The 17,760-nt window shown below is 38.4% G+C and carries 17 protein-coding genes; 10 read left to right on the top strand and 7 right to left on the bottom strand.

The annotated features are described in order from the left end of the window. Window positions 1–4: 4 nt before the first annotated feature. Window positions 5–1,192, top strand: coding sequence for an enoyl-ACP reductase FabV (gene fabV, locus Q360_RS0101615; RefSeq protein ID WP_027075528.1), 1,188 nt, complete (start codon window positions 5–7; stop codon window positions 1,190–1,192). Between the two features lie 51 nt (window positions 1,193–1,243). Here the strand turns inward: fabV and Q360_RS0101610 are convergent, their stop codons facing one another. The 4 genes from Q360_RS0101610 to Q360_RS0101595 form a co-directional block, all read right to left on the bottom strand. Further along, window positions 1,244–1,897, bottom strand: a complete 654-nt coding sequence (locus tag Q360_RS0101610; RefSeq protein WP_027075527.1) for a DUF2461 domain-containing protein — start codon at window positions 1,895–1,897, stop codon at window positions 1,244–1,246. Window positions 1,898–2,112: 215 nt separating this feature from the next. Then, window positions 2,113–2,910 (bottom strand): TIGR00266 family protein, encoded by a 798-nt coding sequence (locus Q360_RS0101605; RefSeq protein ID WP_027075526.1) that lies wholly within the window; start codon window positions 2,908–2,910, stop codon window positions 2,113–2,115. A gap of 341 nt (window positions 2,911–3,251) precedes the next feature. Next, the gene (locus Q360_RS0101600; RefSeq protein ID WP_027075525.1) at window positions 3,252–3,704 is read right to left on the bottom strand and encodes an FKBP-type peptidyl-prolyl cis-trans isomerase; all 453 of its coding nucleotides are present in this window, start codon (window positions 3,702–3,704) and stop codon (window positions 3,252–3,254) included. Window positions 3,705–3,911: 207 nt separating this feature from the next. Then, window positions 3,912–4,367: a DUF4442 domain-containing protein gene (locus tag Q360_RS0101595; protein ID WP_027075524.1), complete on the bottom strand. Its 456-nt coding sequence runs from the start codon at window positions 4,365–4,367 to the stop codon at window positions 3,912–3,914. A 190-nt stretch (window positions 4,368–4,557) separates the two neighbouring features. Here Q360_RS0101595 and Q360_RS0101590 point away from each other — a divergent pair, with 190 nt between their 5' ends. From Q360_RS0101590 to Q360_RS0101555, 8 genes are all read left to right on the top strand, one after another. Next, window positions 4,558–5,040, top strand: a complete 483-nt coding sequence (locus Q360_RS0101590; protein ID WP_027075523.1) for a DUF4870 domain-containing protein — start codon at window positions 4,558–4,560, stop codon at window positions 5,038–5,040. Then, a complete protein-coding gene (locus Q360_RS0101585; RefSeq protein ID WP_036194748.1) occupies window positions 5,040–5,552 on the top strand; it encodes a nuclear transport factor 2 family protein in 513 nt (170 codons plus the stop codon). The genes Q360_RS0101590 and Q360_RS0101585 overlap by 1 nt, the downstream gene beginning before the upstream one ends. A gap of 196 nt (window positions 5,553–5,748) precedes the next feature. Next, the gene (locus Q360_RS0101580) at window positions 5,749–6,078 is read left to right on the top strand and encodes a PadR family transcriptional regulator (protein WP_027075521.1); all 330 of its coding nucleotides are present in this window, start codon (window positions 5,749–5,751) and stop codon (window positions 6,076–6,078) included. Between the two features lie 59 nt (window positions 6,079–6,137). Beyond that, entirely contained in the window at window positions 6,138–7,940 is a 1,803-nt protein-coding gene (locus Q360_RS0101575; protein WP_027075520.1) for a PspC domain-containing protein, read from the top strand. 154 nt (window positions 7,941–8,094) lie between these two features. Next, on the top strand, window positions 8,095–8,826 hold the full coding sequence (locus Q360_RS0101570) for a head GIN domain-containing protein (RefSeq protein ID WP_027075519.1): 732 nt from the start codon (window positions 8,095–8,097) through the stop codon (window positions 8,824–8,826). Window positions 8,827–8,923: 97 nt separating this feature from the next. Continuing rightward, the gene (locus Q360_RS0101565) at window positions 8,924–9,934 is read left to right on the top strand and encodes a dipeptide epimerase (RefSeq protein WP_027075518.1); all 1,011 of its coding nucleotides are present in this window, start codon (window positions 8,924–8,926) and stop codon (window positions 9,932–9,934) included. Beyond that, window positions 9,934–10,980, top strand: a complete 1,047-nt coding sequence (locus Q360_RS0101560) for an aminotransferase class I/II-fold pyridoxal phosphate-dependent enzyme (RefSeq protein WP_027075517.1) — start codon at window positions 9,934–9,936, stop codon at window positions 10,978–10,980. The genes Q360_RS0101565 and Q360_RS0101560 overlap by 1 nt, the downstream gene beginning before the upstream one ends. A 114-nt stretch (window positions 10,981–11,094) precedes the next feature. Beyond that, window positions 11,095–11,541 carry a hypothetical protein gene (locus Q360_RS0101555; protein WP_027075516.1) on the top strand — a complete coding sequence of 149 codons (447 nt, stop codon included), beginning with the start codon at window positions 11,095–11,097 and terminating at the stop codon, window positions 11,539–11,541. Window positions 11,542–11,600: 59 nt separating this feature from the next. On the opposite strand, the gene trxB is transcribed toward Q360_RS0101555, so the two are convergent. The 3 genes from trxB to Q360_RS0101540 all read right to left on the bottom strand — a co-directional run bounded on the left by trxB (window position 11,601) and on the right by Q360_RS0101540 (window position 15,425). Beyond that, window positions 11,601–12,584 (bottom strand): thioredoxin-disulfide reductase, encoded by a 984-nt coding sequence (trxB, locus tag Q360_RS0101550; RefSeq protein WP_027075515.1) that lies wholly within the window; start codon window positions 12,582–12,584, stop codon window positions 11,601–11,603. A gap of 114 nt (window positions 12,585–12,698) precedes the next feature. After that, window positions 12,699–13,823, bottom strand: a complete 1,125-nt coding sequence (locus Q360_RS0101545) for an SUMF1/EgtB/PvdO family nonheme iron enzyme (RefSeq protein WP_027075514.1) — start codon at window positions 13,821–13,823, stop codon at window positions 12,699–12,701. Window positions 13,824–13,847: 24 nt separating this feature from the next. Then, window positions 13,848–15,425 carry an arylsulfatase gene (locus Q360_RS0101540; protein WP_027075513.1) on the bottom strand — a complete coding sequence of 526 codons (1,578 nt, stop codon included), beginning with the start codon at window positions 15,423–15,425 and terminating at the stop codon, window positions 13,848–13,850. Between the two features lie 154 nt (window positions 15,426–15,579). Here Q360_RS0101540 and Q360_RS22005 point away from each other — a divergent pair, with 154 nt between their 5' ends. Beyond that, window positions 15,580–17,739, top strand: a complete 2,160-nt coding sequence (locus tag Q360_RS22005; protein WP_084273333.1) for a thioredoxin domain-containing protein — start codon at window positions 15,580–15,582, stop codon at window positions 17,737–17,739. Window positions 17,740–17,760: the final 21 nt, after the last annotated feature.

Here is a 17,760-nt window from a genome sequence, read left to right as displayed (position 1 = left end):
TTATATGATTATAGAACCTAGAACCCGTGGATTTATCTGTACAACTGCCCATCCGGTTGGCTGTGCGGAAAATGTAAAAAATCAAATCGCATACATAAAATCGAAAGGAACCGTTGTTGGTCCTAAAAAAGTTTTGGTCATTGGCGCATCTACAGGTTTTGGCTTAGCGTCTAGAATAACAAGTGCCTTTGGGAGTAATGCTGCGACTATTGGGGTGTTTTTTGAAAAACCACCAGCTGTAGGCAAAACGGCCTCCTCTGGCTGGTACAATACTGCTGCCTTTGAAACAGAAGCACATAAAAAAAATTTGTATGCTAAAAGTATTAATGGAGATGCATTTTCAAATGAAATCAAACAAGAAACAATAGCACTAATCAAACAAGACCTCGGGCAAATAGACTTAGTTATCTACAGCCTTGCTTCCCCAGTCAGAACACACCCTGAGAACGGTGTACGTTACAAATCTACACTTAAACCTATTGGAGACTCATATACTAACAAAACTGTAGATTTTCATACAGGAGAAGTCAAGGAAATTACAATTGAGCCCGGGACGGAAGAAGATATTGAAAACACCGTCACCGTAATGGGGGGTGATGATTGGCAACTTTGGATTAATGCGTTGATGAAAGCAGATTTACTTTCTGAAAATTTTAAGACCCTTGCCTATTCTTATATTGGCCCTAAACTAACAGAAGCGGTTTATCGTAAAGGAACTATTGGTAGAGCGAAAGATGACTTAGAAAAAATGGCTTTTACTATTACAGACGCACTTAAAGATATAAATGGAAAAGCTTATGTATCCGTCAATAAGGCACTAGTAACACAATCAAGTTCCGCTATTCCTGTAATTCCGTTATACATTTCTCTGTTATACAAGGTGATGAAAGCCGAGGGCTTACAAGAGGGATGCATTGAGCAAATACATCGCCTTTTTAATGAGCGATTATACCTTGACGGCATACCAACGGACAAAGAAGGAAGAATACGTATTGATGATTGGGAAATGAAGGCGAGCGTTCAGGAACAAGTAGCTGAGTTATGGCAACAGGCAACAACGGAAACGCTGCCCGAAATAGGAGATTTAGAAGGATATACGACCGAATTTTTTAATCTCTTTGGATTTAAAGTCGATACTGTGGATTATACAAAAGAAGCAAATGAAATGACCGCTATACCCAGTATAGCGTAATAAAGAATTTACCTAGTAGCAACATAACATAGGTAGAAGTGTTTAGCAGAATTAAACCGTAACTGCCTGATTTAGATAGCGTCTAAAAGGAAGCATTTCGTTATAGATTTTTATGACTTTTTTATCAAAATCAGCTGCAAAAATTTCTTTAGTTGAAAAATCGGTGGCGACAGCAAAGGTTTTGTTTCGTAGCAAATTGATATGAGGATGATTATTTGTAAACCCTTTTGGAGAATTGGTGAGCTTTGCATCTTCCCATAATCCGCCAAAGGTTTGTTTAAAGGATTTTTTATCTAGGATTTTCTTCAGTTCTTGGCCATCATAGTCAATAGCATCGCGAATGCTGCGTAAGCGCTTTGAATCCGGTCGCCAAAGCCCGCCAGCAAACATACAGCGTTCGATACCAATTTCTATATAAAAATCACCTGTATTGGGACGCTTATCCAATCCCCCGCCAAAATGGTCTTTGTAAATGGGTTTGTTGGGGTGAAACATCAAGTTGTTATTGATTCGGTTGATTCCCTTTTTACCTGGTGTATCGTAATATTCATTATCAAGGACAGCTATTTTTGTATTTATCCCATCTAACCAGCCAATAAAATCATTCCGGACTTCGATGTACCATTTTCGGTTGGCGTCCATCCAGTCTTTATTATTATTCTTTTGTAGTTCTTTTAGAAAAGTGATTTGATTTTTGAAGTTCATAATAAATAAATGATAGACATTAGAAGATAGAAATGTAAGGTTATAGCGTTGGGATTGTCAATAGGACAAAAAATTGAAATAGGTCGTCTTGCCAAGACATGAAGAAATTTTTTAAAGTTAATTAATAATATAAATGACCTATATCTCTCTAAATAAGTAGATTGCGTCGTTACAAAACGTTTGTTTTATATTCATACCACCCTTGAACTTACGATTTAAAATCTACGGTCCCCACCAATAATATCTCCTAACCCCCCCAAAAGACTTCCTTCTCCTTTATCTTTTCCACCACGTGGAATAGAGGCTAGAACACGACTTGCCAGCCTGCTAAAAGGTAAGGATTGAATGTAAACTGTTCCCGGACCACGGAGCGTAGCAAAGAACAAACCCTCCCCACCAAAAATAGTATTCTTGATTCCTCCTACGAATTCTATATCATAATCCACGGTTTGCGAAAAACCTACAATACAACCGGTATCCACTTTTAAGACTTCACCAGAAGCGAGTTCTTTTTTGGCAAGGGTTCCGCCTGCATGTACAAAAGCCATACCATCTCCCTCCAATTTCTGCATAATAAAACCTTCTCCTCCAAAAAGTCCCCTTCCTAATTTTTTAGAAAATTCCACACCAATAGACACCCCTTTTGCAGCGCAAAGAAATGCATCTTTCTGGCAGATAAATTTTCCATTCTTTTCGGATAGGTCAATTGGTAGTATTTTGCCTGGATAGGGAGATGCAAAACTGACTTGTTTCTTTCCTTGCCCCATGTTTAGAAAAGCCGTCATAAAAAGACTTTCGCCAGTTAACATTCGTTTTCCTGCAGAAAATAATTTACCCAATACCCCTTTCTCCTGATTAGAACCGTCTCCAAAAATAGTGTTCATTTGAATATCGGAATCCATCATCATAAAACTGCCTGCTTCGGCCACAACAGCTTCTTGTGGGTCCAGTTCAATTTCAACGTATTGCATTTCTTCTCCAAAAATTTGATAATCTATTTCGTGTGCGTTCATAATAAGTGCTTTTTTTAACCCGCGTAGGTGGAAATCTGTTTACTTGATGATTACTATCAGTTAGTTGATGAAAATTCGAATTTGTTACAGCTAGCATTATTTCTATCGGCGTAACCTGTAAATTCCGAATAGCTATACTACACTTTTTGGCGGAATCACAAACAGGGTATTTTATAATAACACTAGGGTTTAATAACGTAATTAAATAGTCTCGACACTAGGAAAAACATAACTCCACTGCATACTACTACATCAGGTTACTTCAAAAACGGCCTGACAAAATAAACGCTAAACCATCAACCTTTAGTAGAGACCAAAAGAAGAAAGGGTTCTAATAGCTATTAGTTTATAGATCTAAGTGCTACGTTAAATATTAAAACGGCACCACCAGGGATACTTCCTCGTCCACTATCCCCATAACCCAACCGAGAAGGAATCAACAAAACACCGTTTCCACCTTCACCAAAATAGGTAAGCCCTTCAGTCCAACCAGGAATTACCTGGTTCAAATTAAAAGAAATACCATCAGCATTACTTTCGTCAAAAACCTTGCCATCGGTGAAATAACCCCTATAGGCGACGGTAACATTAGAACTGGATAGGGGCTTATTAGCTGATCCTTCATTGTTTATTACATAATACAATCCAGAGGCACTTTTTTGTGCTACCAAACCTTGGGCACTTATATACTCCAGAATTTCATTTTCGTTTGCTTCGGCAAAATCTTTTTGGCTGTCGTCAGAAGCGCAATTAACAAAAAGCAGTAACATTAAGGGAATTAAAATTTTTCTCATAACTTTTTCGGGTTCGAATACAAAACACATGGGTGTTTACGCAACTCTTAGTTTTTAATGCAATGTAATGACTAACTAGGTACTGGTAAAATTTTTTTTGATAAACCCAGAGAAAATAACGATACATAGAACGGTATGGAATGCAAAGTAGTATTGGTAGGGCTTTGACTCTGCTGTCAAAACCTAGGCATTTAGATGAAAACTGAACTATTGTTTTAAACGTAGCGTCCACTCAAAATTAAAAGTCGATACCACTACCCCATCTTCATTAACCCCAACAGATTTCATCCAAATAGTTTGTCCTTCGCCGGTTGCAATAGTTTTGTCCAGCGCATTCTTTATTACATGACCATCCTCGCATGTAAACGTAATTCTACCTTTTGCTTTTTTTGAAAAATTAGCATTATTATTAGCTACAAGCATGGAGATTTTACGTCCACTATCTTCTATTTGATCTATCATTAGAACACCAGTAGATAGCTCTGCTGCCATACCTTGCACGGCCCAAAACATAGATTTAAACGGGTTCTGGTTGCGCCAACCATGGGTTACGGTGACTACAGCTTTAGTTTTATCAATAAATTTTAATCGAACTCCACACCACCACGCCGCAGGTAATTTAAAGAAGGTAAATAAGTTTAATTTGCCCGTAGATACTGCCATTCCCCTTAATATTTAGATAAAAGTATTGAAAATAATCGAATACTTAAATGTTAATTAATTGTTAATATTTAGTACTTTGTTTTGCATAGTACCTTCTTTTAACCATATATTTGCATAGTAAGTTATTAGGTAATCAATACAAATAGTCTAAACCTAGTAACCCACATCAATCATCAACACAGAACAAGACATGACCGAAACACTATCAAAACACGAGCGTACTCTATCCGCTATTATCCATGCGAGTACCTTTTCGAAATTCATTTTCCCATTCGGAAATTTTATAATCCCTTTGGTTTTATGGACGGCCAACAAAAAAGAATATGAATTTGTAGACTATAATGGCAAGCAGGCACTTAATTTTCAGATTAGCCTGTTACTTTATTCAATTATCGCAGGGATTATAAGCATTCCATTTTTTATCGGTTTTTTTCCTAACATCTTTGACGTTAACCTTTTTGGCCTTCATAGCCTAAGTGATTACAACAACTTGAACATTCATTTTGATAGTGACGATTTCAAATTTGGTACTTGGCTACTTCCCTTAGGAATATCGGGACTATTACAAGGAGCTTTATTTATGGTAAATGTCGTCTACACCATTTTAGCTACTATAAAAACAAACGAAGGAGAAACTTTTGAATATCCAGTAACTATAAAATTTATTAAATAATGATAACCTTACTAAAGATCATTGTAGCTGGCATTGTTGCTTTGTTTGCCAGCTTAGCCTTTGGACAGGTGGAAGTGAATTCAGAATTGCACCTGTTATTGGCACAAAAAGATAGCTTGCTATTTAATGTTGCTTTCAACTCTTGTAACACCAACGTACTGGAAGAAATCTTTACAGAAGACTTTGAATTTTACCATGATAAAGGTGGTCTTACGGAAGGTAGAGACGCTTTTTTAAATCCGATGAAAGAAAATTGTGCACAACGCATTACAACTGAAATGCAGCCTTCTAAAAGGATTTTAATAGCAAACAGCTTAGAGGTGTATCCACTATATAAGAATGGCGAGCTATACGGCGCTATTCAACACGGCATCCATCGCTTTGAATCATTAGATAAAGACAACTGCTACCAACGAGGGGATATTGCGAAATTCACTCACGTATGGGTCAAAGAAAATTTAGTATGGAAAGTAAAACGAGAATTAAGTTACAATCATCAATACAAACAATAATCAAACAGGATACTCATCACATCCTTTGGAGTTTATTCATCAATAAACAAAGCTTGAACTTATTTTAGTAGTTGTTTCAAGAAATACCGAAACGAGTTTAGGGTTAAGAAACGAACAGTTAACCATGCAGACGATTACAGAAAAATTGAAAAAACCCCCCAGTAAAAAGGGACTGCATACAAAGCAAAAACAAATTATGAATGTAGAAAACACAAAAGCGCAAATGCGAAAAGGTGTTTTGGAATATTGCATTTTGTCTATCCTTAACGGACAGGACAAGTATGCCTCCGAGATACTTGGCACATTAAAAGACGCCAAAATGCTAGTGGTAGAAGGCACTATTTATCCCCTATTAACACGGTTAAAGAATGCGGGGCTTCTTAATTACCGTTGGGAGGAATCGACTTCTGGACCGCCACGCAAGTACTATACCCTTACTGAAACAGGAAAACTATTTTTAAAAGAACTAGACACTACTTGGGATGAGTTGCGAAAAGCGACCAATTTGGTAACAAAGAACAAATAGCATTATCGACAATCTTAAAACTACGACCTGAAACAAGTTCAGGGTAAAAACATCAACAAATGAACAAGACAGTAAATATTAATCTAGCAAATACACTCTTTCATATAGATGAGATTGCGTATAATAAAATGCGAAGGTATTTGGAATCGGTAAAGCGTTCCTTCGCCAATACACCAGGAAGCGACGAAATACTTGCCGATATAGAGGCGAGAATCGCAGAACTATTCAATGAAAAATTAGACAACCAAAGACAAGTCGTTACCGAGAAAGAAGTCGATGCTGTCATTGCCATTATGGGACAGCCAGAAGATTATATGGTAGACGAGGATATTTTTGAAGATGAGCCAAAAGCGAAAAGCGCTACCAATGCCACTAAAAAGTCGAAAAAACTATACCGAGATACGGAGCATAAATATGTTGCCGGGGTTTCCTCTGGTTTAGCACATTATATTGGCATAGACCCCCTTTGGGTACGTATTCTTTGGATAGTGTTGACCATTGGGTCTACTGGTGGATTCATATTGATCTATGGCCTGCTCTGGATTCTTATCCCTGAAGCTAGCAGTACCGCGCAAAAATTGGATATGCGAGGACAGGATGTAAACATTAGCAATATAGAACGTAAAGTAAAAGAGGGTTTTGATGACGTTGCGGATCGCGTAAAAAGTGTCGACTATGAAAAAGTAGGTGATACCGTCAAAAAAGGAGGCAAAACGTTTTTTGATACGCTTGGAGATATCATTCTATTTTTCTTCAAGATTTTTGGGAAGTTTATTGGCATCCTACTTATTATCATTGGTGCATCTACCTTGATAGGATTGTTCATTGGACTACTATCCGTTGGTATATTGGATATGTTCCACGTTCCCGGAATAGATTTCTATCATCTGGTAAACTCTAGTAATCTCCCTATATGGGTAGTATCGCTATTGGCCTTTTTTGCTATTGGAATACCGTTTTTCTTCTTACTCTATTTAGGACTTAAGATACTGGTAGGTAATTTAAAATCTATTGGGCGTATCGCAAAGTTTAGTCTATTAGGGATGTGGCTTCTATCGGTTATTATGCTTATCGTTTTTGGAATTCGTGAGGCCGCATCACATGCCTATTCGGGTAGTACTACTCGTGAAAGTGAATTGTATATTGAAAATCCGAAGGACACCTTACAGATTAATCTAATTGCCGCAGATTACGACAGAAACAATGTAATGCACATGGGCAATATGATTATCACACATGATGATAACGGAGAAAAGATTTTGGCTTCGGAAGATGTTCGCTTTCGATTATCAAAATCAAAGGATTCCATTTTCCGTATGGAAGTCCGCAAAGAGGCAAACGGTGGTTCCTTTAAAAAAGCCAAGGCAACGGCAGAAGCTATTGCTTATGATTACGCTATAGAAGGAAATACCATAAACCTTAAAAACTACTTAACTGCAAGTGGAGACAGTAAGTTTAATGATCAAGAAATACGGGTAAACCTTTTAGTTCCGGTAGGTACCCTACTGAAATACGATAAAGGAAAAGGCCGAAGTTGGGTTATGCGTGCCGATACGAATCGTTCCTCGGACGAACTAAATGACCATACTTGGAAAATGACATCTGATGGAACGCTCGTTTGTTTGGATTGCCCTGAGGATATGGAAGACGAAGATTCAGACGAAAACCGTATCCAAATTAATGAAAACGGGATTGATATTAATATCAACGACAATGGAGAAAAAGGTAAAATAATTATCAATGAAGATGGTATAGACATCGATGTAAAGGATAATGGGGAATCGTTTAAAATAAAGGTGGATGAAAACGGAATCAAGATAAAGTCCGATGACAAAGAGAATTCTAACAGCTCACGACCATAATTTAACGGTTGGGTAAGTTTAAATCGCAGTATCGTTCAAAAATGGGGAGTTTTACGATATAGAAACGAAGTAAAATACCTTAAAACAATTTAACTAATCATTAATCAAACCTTGAAAACTCGGAAACTTTGGGACAAGGTAAAAAATAACAATCATGACAACACTAGTAAGAATTAGCATCGCATTGGCCTTAGCCCTGTTTTTATCGTCCTGTGGGTTTGACATCAACATAGGGGATTTTGGAACGGGTAAAAAAGGAAATGGAACAGTCGTAGCGGAAAACCGTGAAATTACAGCGGACTTTACCGGGGTACATGCGTCAGAAGGACTTGAGGTGTATGTAACCCAAGCGACCGACTTCAGCATATCAGTAGAAGCCGATGAAAATATTATTGACCTTATCGGAACAGAAATAAAAAATGGAAAATTAAAAATACACGCCATTGAGAACATTGGGCGCGCCACCAAAAAAGTATATGTTTCCTTACCTGAGATTACTGGTTTATTGAGCTCTAGTGGCGCGCACTTAACCGCACAAAACAAAATAACTGCAACTACCCTTATTATAGATGCTAGCAGTGGCGCCCGTATAAATGCCGATACCGACGCCAATAAATTAGAAATAGATGCCAGTAGCGGTGCTAATATTGACATTTCTGGCAGTGCTATGGATGTGTATGTTGATGGGAGTAGTGGAGCCAACGTTAGAGCCAAAAACTTAATGACTATCGAGTGCCGAGCAGAGGCCAGCAGTGGAGCATACATTAATATTAATGTATCCAAGTCATTGACGGCAGATGCCAGTAGCGGAGGAAATATCTCCTACTCAGGCGATGCCGAAGTAACCAAGAACAAATCGGTTTCTGGTAATGTTAACAAATATTAAGCCTGTTTGTCCATCGATTAACAACAAAACCAAAACCCAAGGGATTTTTCCTCGGGATTTGGTTTAAAAGTATCTGGCTAATATTTATATTTAGGGTATGAAAATAAGCCTAAAAAAATACGTTCTCCCCTTAAAGCATACCTTTAGCATCAGCAGAGAATCCCATGATTTTCAAAATAGTCTAATTATTGGTCTTACGCTTAATGGACAGACCGGTTATGGAGAGGCAACCTCCAATGCCTATTACAATATTAGCGTAGAAAGTATGATGACGGAAATCGTAACCAATCTATCCTTTCTTGAGAATTATAATTTCAACACACCCGAAGTATTTCATAGGTTTTTAGTTTCTAAAGGATTAAGTAATTTCGCTATTTGTGCTCTAGACCTTGCAGCACACGATCTCTACGGAAAACTGAACAACAAGCCCTTATATGAAATTTGGGGCACCAACACACGCCACTACCCAACCACAAACTACACTATAGGCATTGCTCCAATAGAAAAAATGGTAGAAAAAATGCAAGAAACACCATGGCCTATTTATAAAGTAAAATTGGGGACAGATGATGACGTGGCTATCGTACGCGAACTTAGAAAACATACCAATGCAGTATTTCGCATCGATGCTAATTGTGCATGGACGGCGGCCGAAACTATCAAAAATGCACCTTTATTAAAGGATTTAGGTGTGGAATTTTTGGAACAACCTTTAAAGGCAGATGATTGGGAAGGCATGGAAAAAGTGATGCACCAGAGCGTCTTGCCTGTCATAGCTGATGAAAGTTGTATTGTAGAAACCGATGTCGAAAAATGTGCACTCCATTTTAATGGTATTAATATAAAACTGACCAAATGTGGCGGACTCACCCCCGCCTTACGCATGATTAAAGAAGGAAAGAAACTGGGTCTTAAAGTAATGATTGGCTGTATGACAGAATCAACCGTGGGCATCTCTGCCATTGCACAATTACTTCCACAATTGGATTATGTAGATATGGATGGAGCGATGCTTCTCAAAGAAGATATTGCAACCGGTGTACACATTCTTAAAAATGGGACCGTAGTATTTCCAGAACTTCCCGGAACCGGAGTATCACTTTTTTAATGACTCATTTTATAGATTCCTTTCCCAGCCGCACCATTGATATAGATAGTATTACCTATACCTATTTTGGAGGTACCGCCTATTTAGGTTTGCAGGATTTCAAACCCTATCAGAATATTTTTATCGAAAATCTCAAGCGCTACGGTACCAACTATGGGGCTTCTCGAAAATCTAACGTTCGCTTTACGGTATTTGAAAAAGCAGAACTGGTTTTAGCAAATTTGGTTGGAAGCGAAGCTTGTCTTACTATGTCCTCCGGCTACTTGGCAGGTCAGTTTTTAGCACAGTTCCTAGAACATAAAAAACATAAACTATTCTATGCACCTAACACGCATTCCGCCCTATTTACTAAAAAGGCAAAAAACTATGATAGGTATACAAATCTTTATGAAGGCATTACCAAACATTTAGCATCCAAGAACTCTTCAATTCCGGTCCTATTCCTAGATAGTATCGATTTTTCAGGAATTAATTATCCGCAGTTTACGTTACTCAAAAGCTTACCCTTATCCGAAATTATTCTGGTTGTGGATGATTCCCATGGTATCGGTGTTGTTGGTGAAAATGGAATTGGTGTTTTTAAGGACCTTCAAAAATTAGGTGCGAAACAACTATTTATGTGCTGTTCTTTGGGAAAGGGATTTGGTATACAAGCAGGTGCGGTTTTTGGGACTAAAAAACACATTACCGTTATGGAAAATTCTACGTTCTTTGGAGGCGCCAGTCCCGCTAGTCCTGCAGGCGTAGCAACTTTTATAGATGCGCAAGGAATTTATCAAAAACGAAGAACTCTATTAGAGGAAAATCTTAGACTATTCTTACAAGAAACCAAAAAATTAAAGGTTTTCACTTACATGAAAGGACACCCTACATTTTCCTATCAAAACCAAAAACTAACCGATACCTTGTTTCAACATAAGATTATCGTAACCCATTTCAACTATCCAAACCAAAATGCCAATATTATGAGTAGAATAGTGATATCGGCTGTACATACCAAAAAAGATATTCTAAAGCTGACCAAAGTTCTAAATGAGAATATTTAAAATAATTATATTTTATTCGGAATATTAATTAAAATTTACATTACATTTTTACGAATATATCACTATATTTTTGTAAATTTTATGGTATTAATAAATACTAAAACATAAAACGCCATGAAAAAATTACTAGGACTAATCTTTTTAATGTTGATTTTGGTTTCGGCAACAGAATTTTCTGCTAACAAAACAGACACAATGCATTCTATAGAAGGTACATGGGAGCTTCAAAGCTTTTATAATTATGATGGAGAAGCCATTACAGATACGGTGCTACCACATACTAACTATCGACAAGTAAAAGTATACACCGGTGGAAAAATTATGTGGTCAAGATATTCTCCACAAGATACTATTGGACGCTTTGGGTACGGTTCTTATAAATTAGACGGTAACCAATTAATAGAGACTATAGAATATGGAGATTATCAGATGATGAGAGCCTTAGATACCATGCGGGTATTTTCGTTTGAACTTATGCTATCGAACGATACATACAGCCAAATTAGCTGGGACGAAGAAGGAAATCGCACTTTTTCGGAAAATTATGCTCGCGTTAATTAAATAGATATCAGAAACAAAAAAACAGCATGTAGTCGTTTTTTTTGTTTCTGATAACTGGACTAAATACTATAATTGTCTGCAATTGCTTCTGCAACAGAACCTATAGACGCTAAATAGCGCTCTGCATCCAATGCTGCCATACAGCCAGTACCTGCAGCTGTAACCGCTTGGCGGTACTCTTTATCCTGAGCATCACCGGAGGCAAAAACCCCCGGAAGGTTGGTTTTGGTAGATTTTCCTTTGGTGATTAAGTATCCTGTTTCATCCATATCTAACTGACCTCTGAAGATATCCGTATTCGGTTTATGGCCTATGGCAATAAAAAGGCCCGTAATCTCAATATCCTCTTTTATTCCTGTCTCGTTGTTTGTCATACGTAAACCTTCTACAACTTGTTCCCCGAGTACTTCATCTACTTCGGTATTGTATTTTACCTCTATATTTTTAAGGCTGTGTACACGATGTTGCATTGCTTTTGAAGCTCTCATGTGGTCTTTTCTAACCAACATCGTTACCTTGTTGCAAATATTGGCAAGATAAGAGGCTTCTTCGGCAGCGGTATCCCCTGCCCCAACAATAGCAACATCTTGGTTTTTATAAAAAAACCCGTCGCAAACGGCACAGGCCGAAACGCCTCCGCCACGGAGTTTTTGTTCACTAGGAATCCCCAAATACTTAGCAGTTGCCCCTGTAGAAATAATTATCGTTTCCGCTTCTATAATAGCACCGTTATCTACTGTGACTTTATGAATGCCACCCACTTCTGTGCTCAATTCACATGCAGTAACCATACCTATGCGCACATCGGTTCCAAAACGCTCTGCCTGTTGTTGTAACTGTACCATCATAGTTGGACCATCTACCCCGTCAGGATATCCTGGGAAGTTATCCACCTCGGTAGTTGTCGTTAGTTGTCCTCCAGGTTCCATTCCTGTATACATTACAGGTTTTAGATCTGCTCGTGCAGCGTAAATGGCAGCTGTATATCCCGCAGGTCCTGAACCTATTATTAATGTTTTTAATCGTTCTATCGTGTCAGACATAGTATTAAATTTCAATCAAATTATATAATACAAAAGTAGGATTTTGAAGCAAAACCTTACAGTCAAATTATTAAAAGTTTTTAATTTTTTAGTTAAAATCCATAGTTCTTATGGCTACCTAAGTATATCTACTGTAACTACGGTCCTAAATCCGGTATGTTCCAGAGATGAATCTGTACTTGAGCCCATTTTAGCAGATACTCTATAGCTGGCGCAGTAGGAAGCACTACATAAAAAAGAGCCTCCTTTAATGATTTTTTCCTTAGCATAGGGATTATTTGCCGTGTAAGGTGTTCCTGCTCCCTGCGGGTTTTGTCTGACACGATTCTGGCTAGCTGCATCTTCGTAATAGTTGGTATTATACCAATCGCTGGTCCACTCCCAAACATTTCCGGCCATATCATATAAACCATAGTCATTTGCCGGATACGTTTTTACAGGCGCCCTAAGTTCAAAACCATCCAACTTGGTATTTACCACCGGAAACTCGCCTTCCCAAGTATTCGCTTGTTCCTTAAGCAAGGTAGCCTCATCTCCCCAAAAATAGGTAGTACCGTAATTACCTGCTCGCGCTGCCAATTCCCATTCGGCTTCGGTAGGTAAGCGTTTTCCAGACCACTCGCAATAGGCCATGGCATCCTCAAAGGATACCTGAACCACAGGATACGTATCTTTTCCTTTAATATTACTTTCAGGTCCGTTTGGATGTTGCCAGCTTGCCCCTATGGTCCATTTCCACCATTGAGAAAAATCATACAGATTAGGAACCGAGCTTTTGGTCTTTTTAAAGGTCAGTGATCCGGGCTGTAAAATAGAATCATGGGGTTTTGGTGTACCTTCTGGAACCTGCTTTTTCATTTCCTCCCAATCAATTTTTCTTTCAGAAGTAGTAATATAACCCGTTTCTTTTACGAACTTTGCGAATTGGGCATTGGTTACCTCCGTAACATCCATAAAAAAACCATCAATAGCGACTTCAATTGCTGGTTTTTCGTGGTCCATGGCCATTTTATCTTGTGGCACGGCCCCTTGTAAAAAGGCGCCCCCAGGCACCCAAACCATCCCTTCAGGAGCTGTGGTATTTTCCGGCTGATTAATCACTAAGGGAGTCAGCTTCTGTGCTAGCACCTTAGGTTTTTCGATTACCTTCTCCACTGTTTTTGCCTCTTCCTTACAGGAAAATAGCGTCAACAGAAGTGTTGCGGTAAATATTATTTTTGTAATCAAATTTAATTTCATTGAACTGCTATTTAAAACTCAAATTTACTTTGTTTCACTTAATAATCCCTGTTCCAATGGGGGAATCTGAAAGCGTTCAAATTCCGATTTTGTGTGTTCTTGTTCAAAAATCAATGTAGCGTTTTTAAGAATGTCTGGGTGTTCGCTAGCTACATTGTTGCTTTCCGTAGGGTCTTTGACTAAATTGTATAATTCTAAAGTAGGGGCTTGGGTATCTTTTAAATGTTGCCGTACTACTTTCCAATCGCCCATTCTAATAGCTATTTGTCCACCATATTCAGGAAATTCCCAATACAGAAACTCATGCTTTTTTTGATTGGTTTCACCTAATAAGGTTGGTAAAAGATTAATACCGTTAGTATCCTCTGGAATGTCATACCCTGTAATGGCGCCAAACGTGGCCAACATATCGTAATGTACAGAGGGTAGGTCGCTTTTTGTACCTGATTTAATTTTAGAAGGCCATGTAAAAAACGTGGGGACTCGGATACCACCTTCATAGACAAAGCCCTTACCCTTTCCAAAATTTTCTTTAAAAGGACCTGCACTATTAAACCACTCTGGCTGGGTCCCACCCGCAAAAGAAGGTCCGTTATCCGAGGTAAATACGATCAATGTGTTTTCATAAAGTCCTTGGTCTTTAAGCTGTTGCACTAGTTTTCCTATATTTTCATCCAAGTAAGAAATCATAGCGGCATACCCAGCCCTAGGATTCCTATGTGGAAAATATCCGTTGCCTCTATTTGCCAAGTAGGGCGATTCGTTACCAAATTTTTCAATATAATAATCTACCCATTTTTGAGGTGCCTGAATGGCTACATGAGGAATTGGCGTGGCCCAATATAGAAAGAAGGGATTTTTTTGCTGAGCTGCTACAAAAGTGCTTATTTCTTTGAACATGAGGTCTGGCGCATAATCCGGTTGGGTGAACTTTGCGTAACTAGCAGGGTCCAAGGAATCCAATTCCATAGAAAAAGGTGTGTGCGGAGCAATGGTATCGTTCTTTAAGTGTACGCGGTCCTTATTTTTATACAAATGCAAGGGGTAATACGTATGTGCCTGCCGCTGACCATTATAACCGTAGAAAAAATCGAAACCCATATCGTTGGGAACCGAATGCGTATGTGGTGCGCCCAAGCCCCATTTACCTACCATACCTGTGGTATACCCTGCATTCTGCAACCGATGCCCTAGAGTTACAGTTTCTTTGGGCATTGGATATTGCCCCTCTAAGGTAGAATCTTTTGCCATCTCCCTATAATCCCAAACATCACCACGTTCTCGCCATTCGTGATTTCCTCGAATATATGCGTTACCAGAATGCTTACCGGTTAAAAACATATACCGAGCTGGAGCACATACGGGTGCACTGGTGTAATGCTGCGTGAATAACATACCTTGATTGGCCAAAGCATCTATATGTGGTGTTTCAATCTTATCTTGACCAAAAACACCCAACTCTCCGTACCCAAGATCATCCGCAAGGATATAGATAATATTAGGTTTTGTTGGTTCGGAGTTCGTCAAATTGACTTCTTTTTCTCGACAAGAAGCAAGAGAAATTAGGCTTGCAATAACAAAGAAATATTTTGATGGACACATATTTATACTGTTTCAGGCCAAAAGATACCAATTATCACGAAAACACGCTTTGCTATTTTCTAAAATGTGTACTTTAGTTTTTTCACTTTTTTTATCCTAAAAGCGCTTTGCCAATTACCGTAGCCTATCAATCTGAAAACAAATACCTTTTACTATGAATCTTGCGCTTAAAAAGAATTCAATTCAATTATTTAGCTTTCTAGTCAGTATTTTAATAGTAGGCTCATGTAAGGAATCTACTCAAAATACTAGCGAGCAACATCAATATACAAATGCATTAATAAACGAAACGAGTCCATATTTACTGCAACATGCCCATAACCCAGTAGATTGGAGACCTTGGAGTCAAGCCGCTTTAGATGAAGCAAAAGAAAAGGACAAACTGGTAGTAATCAGTATTGGCTACTCTTCATGCCATTGGTGCCATGTAATGGAGGAAGAAACATTTGAAAACGACTCTATTGCCAAACTTATGAACGAAAACTTTATAAGTATTAAGGTAGACCGTGAAGAACGGCCCGATATAGACCAGATTTATATGACGGCAGTACAATTAATGCAAGGCAATGGCGGTTGGCCCTTAAATGTCATTACCCTACCGAATGGCAAACCCTTGTATGGCGGAACATACCATACCAAAGAACAATGGGAACAAGTACTAACGGAAATAAGTAAACTATATAAGGAAGACCCCAAGAAAGCCAAAACATACTCGGATATGGTGGCGGAAGGTGTACAGGAAATGAACCTCATCACTCCTTCAACAGATTTTGAACTCTTAGATAAAAAATTGCTTACCGAAAGTTTAAAAAACTGGAAACCAAATTGGGATACCGTTTGGGGGGGGGATAAAAGGGAGGAGAAATTTATGTTGCCCGTAAATCTTGATTTTTTATTGGACTATGCCCTGTTGACCAATGATTCAGAAACCTTAAAACAAGTGGAACTTACATTGGACAAAATGGCCATGGGCGGACTTTACGACCATGTGGCCGGTGGTTTCTACAGATATAGCACAGATAGCCAATGGAAAGTTCCCCATTTTGAAAAAATGTTATACGACAACGCACAGGCCATAAGTCTATATGCAAAGGCCTATAAAATATTCCATAAGCCTTCTTATAAAAATATAATCTTAGGGACCATTTCATTTTTAGAACGGGAAATGAAAAATCCCAAAGGTGCCTACTATGCCGCGCTAGATGCACAAAGTGAAGGAAAAGAAGGTAAATTTTATGTATGGACAGAAACTGAATTAAAAAAAATTATACAGGAGGACTTTACCCTATTTTCTAAGTACTATACGATACAAAAAGAAAATGTATGGGAGGAAGAGAGCTATGTACTTAGCAAATCTTTGGATGACGAGGTATTTTCAATTGAAAACTCGATTCCACTATCCGAGCTACATACCCTGAAAACTAAATGGCACGAAAAATTACTTACTGCAAGAGCCAAAAGAATACGACCTCGTACCGATGATAAAATTCTGACATCTTGGAATGCACTCTTAATAAATGGGTATGTGGATGCTTACACAGCTTTGGGAACACCCGCCTATTTAGACGCAGCAACTGACATCCTCAATACCTTGCGTTCTCAAGGATACACCAATGGCGAACTTGGACATTCATATAAAAAAGATAGTAAACATATACCTGGATTCCTAGAAGATTACAGTCTTTTGGCTAATGCGGCACTGAACCTTTACAGTGCATCGCTTGACATTGAATTTCTAAAATTAGCGGAAGTACTTACTGAAACTGCCCAAGAAAAATTCGATGACCCAGCCTCTGGGATGTACACCTACAATCAAGGAAATAAGCTTATAGCAAAAATCATAAAGACTGATGATGGCGTAATCCCCTCCCCTAACGCTATCATGGCGCAAAACCTATTGTTATTAGGTCATATTAAGTATGATAAAGTCGCTCAGAAAAAGGCGAAAACAATGCTAACTTCCATGATAAAGTTGACGTCGGAAACCCCTTATTCCTATGCAAAATGGAATAGCCTTTTATTGCAGACCACCTATCCCTTTTACGAAGTGGCTATTGTAGGAACCGATGCAAAAAATCTTGTAACAGCCATGAGCAAAGAATATATTCCCAACATTTTATTGGTAGGCAGCACGGTTGAAAGTGAGCTTGCGCTTTTTGAAAGCAGGTATTCGGAAGATGGCACGTATATTTATGTCTGTAGGGACAATACCTGTAAGCTACCGGTTAAAACAGTGCATGAAGCTTTTGGACTTTTAGGTGGGAAAGCTAATGTAGACACTATTCCATCTCTAGGTTTTGATGGATTAAATTAACAATATTTAGTTATACACTAA

Source organism: Maribacter antarcticus DSM 21422, assembly GCF_000621125.1.
In the GTDB taxonomy this organism is placed as follows: domain Bacteria; phylum Bacteroidota; class Bacteroidia; order Flavobacteriales; family Flavobacteriaceae; genus Maribacter; species Maribacter antarcticus.
The sequence above is the reverse complement of the archived record's forward strand: the minus strand, read 5'-3'. Positions and strand labels throughout refer to the sequence as shown.

Excerpts from the sequence above, each read along its gene's own strand:
- Q360_RS0101540 (WP_027075513.1), bottom strand. The coding sequence starts at position 15,425 with ATGTGTCCATCAAAATATTTCTTTGTTATTGCAAGCCTAATTTCTCTT.
- Q360_RS0101610 (WP_027075527.1), bottom strand. The coding sequence starts at position 1,897 with ATGAACTTCAAAAATCAAATCACTTTTCTAAAAGAACTACAAAAGAAT.
- Q360_RS0101545 (WP_027075514.1), bottom strand. The coding sequence starts at position 13,823 with ATGAAATTAAATTTGATTACAAAAATAATATTTACCGCAACACTTCTG.
- Q360_RS0101565 (WP_027075518.1), top strand. The coding sequence starts at position 8,924 with ATGAAAATAAGCCTAAAAAAATACGTTCTCCCCTTAAAGCATACCTTT.
- Q360_RS0101595 (WP_027075524.1), bottom strand. The coding sequence starts at position 4,367 with ATGGCAGTATCTACGGGCAAATTAAACTTATTTACCTTCTTTAAATTA.
- fabV (WP_027075528.1), top strand. The coding sequence starts at position 5 with ATGATTATAGAACCTAGAACCCGTGGATTTATCTGTACAACTGCCCAT.
- Q360_RS0101580 (WP_027075521.1), top strand. The coding sequence starts at position 5,749 with ATGAATGTAGAAAACACAAAAGCGCAAATGCGAAAAGGTGTTTTGGAA.
- Q360_RS0101555 (WP_027075516.1), top strand. The coding sequence starts at position 11,095 with ATGAAAAAATTACTAGGACTAATCTTTTTAATGTTGATTTTGGTTTCG.
- Q360_RS0101585 (WP_036194748.1), top strand. The coding sequence starts at position 5,040 with ATGATAACCTTACTAAAGATCATTGTAGCTGGCATTGTTGCTTTGTTT.
- Q360_RS0101560 (WP_027075517.1), top strand. The coding sequence starts at position 9,934 with ATGACTCATTTTATAGATTCCTTTCCCAGCCGCACCATTGATATAGAT.
- Q360_RS22005 (WP_084273333.1), top strand. The coding sequence starts at position 15,580 with ATGAATCTTGCGCTTAAAAAGAATTCAATTCAATTATTTAGCTTTCTA.
- Q360_RS0101605 (WP_027075526.1), bottom strand. The coding sequence starts at position 2,910 with ATGAACGCACACGAAATAGATTATCAAATTTTTGGAGAAGAAATGCAA.
- Q360_RS0101575 (WP_027075520.1), top strand. The coding sequence starts at position 6,138 with ATGAACAAGACAGTAAATATTAATCTAGCAAATACACTCTTTCATATA.
- Q360_RS0101570 (WP_027075519.1), top strand. The coding sequence starts at position 8,095 with ATGACAACACTAGTAAGAATTAGCATCGCATTGGCCTTAGCCCTGTTT.
- Q360_RS0101600 (WP_027075525.1), bottom strand. The coding sequence starts at position 3,704 with ATGAGAAAAATTTTAATTCCCTTAATGTTACTGCTTTTTGTTAATTGC.
- trxB (WP_027075515.1), bottom strand. The coding sequence starts at position 12,584 with ATGTCTGACACGATAGAACGATTAAAAACATTAATAATAGGTTCAGGA.
- Q360_RS0101590 (WP_027075523.1), top strand. The coding sequence starts at position 4,558 with ATGACCGAAACACTATCAAAACACGAGCGTACTCTATCCGCTATTATC.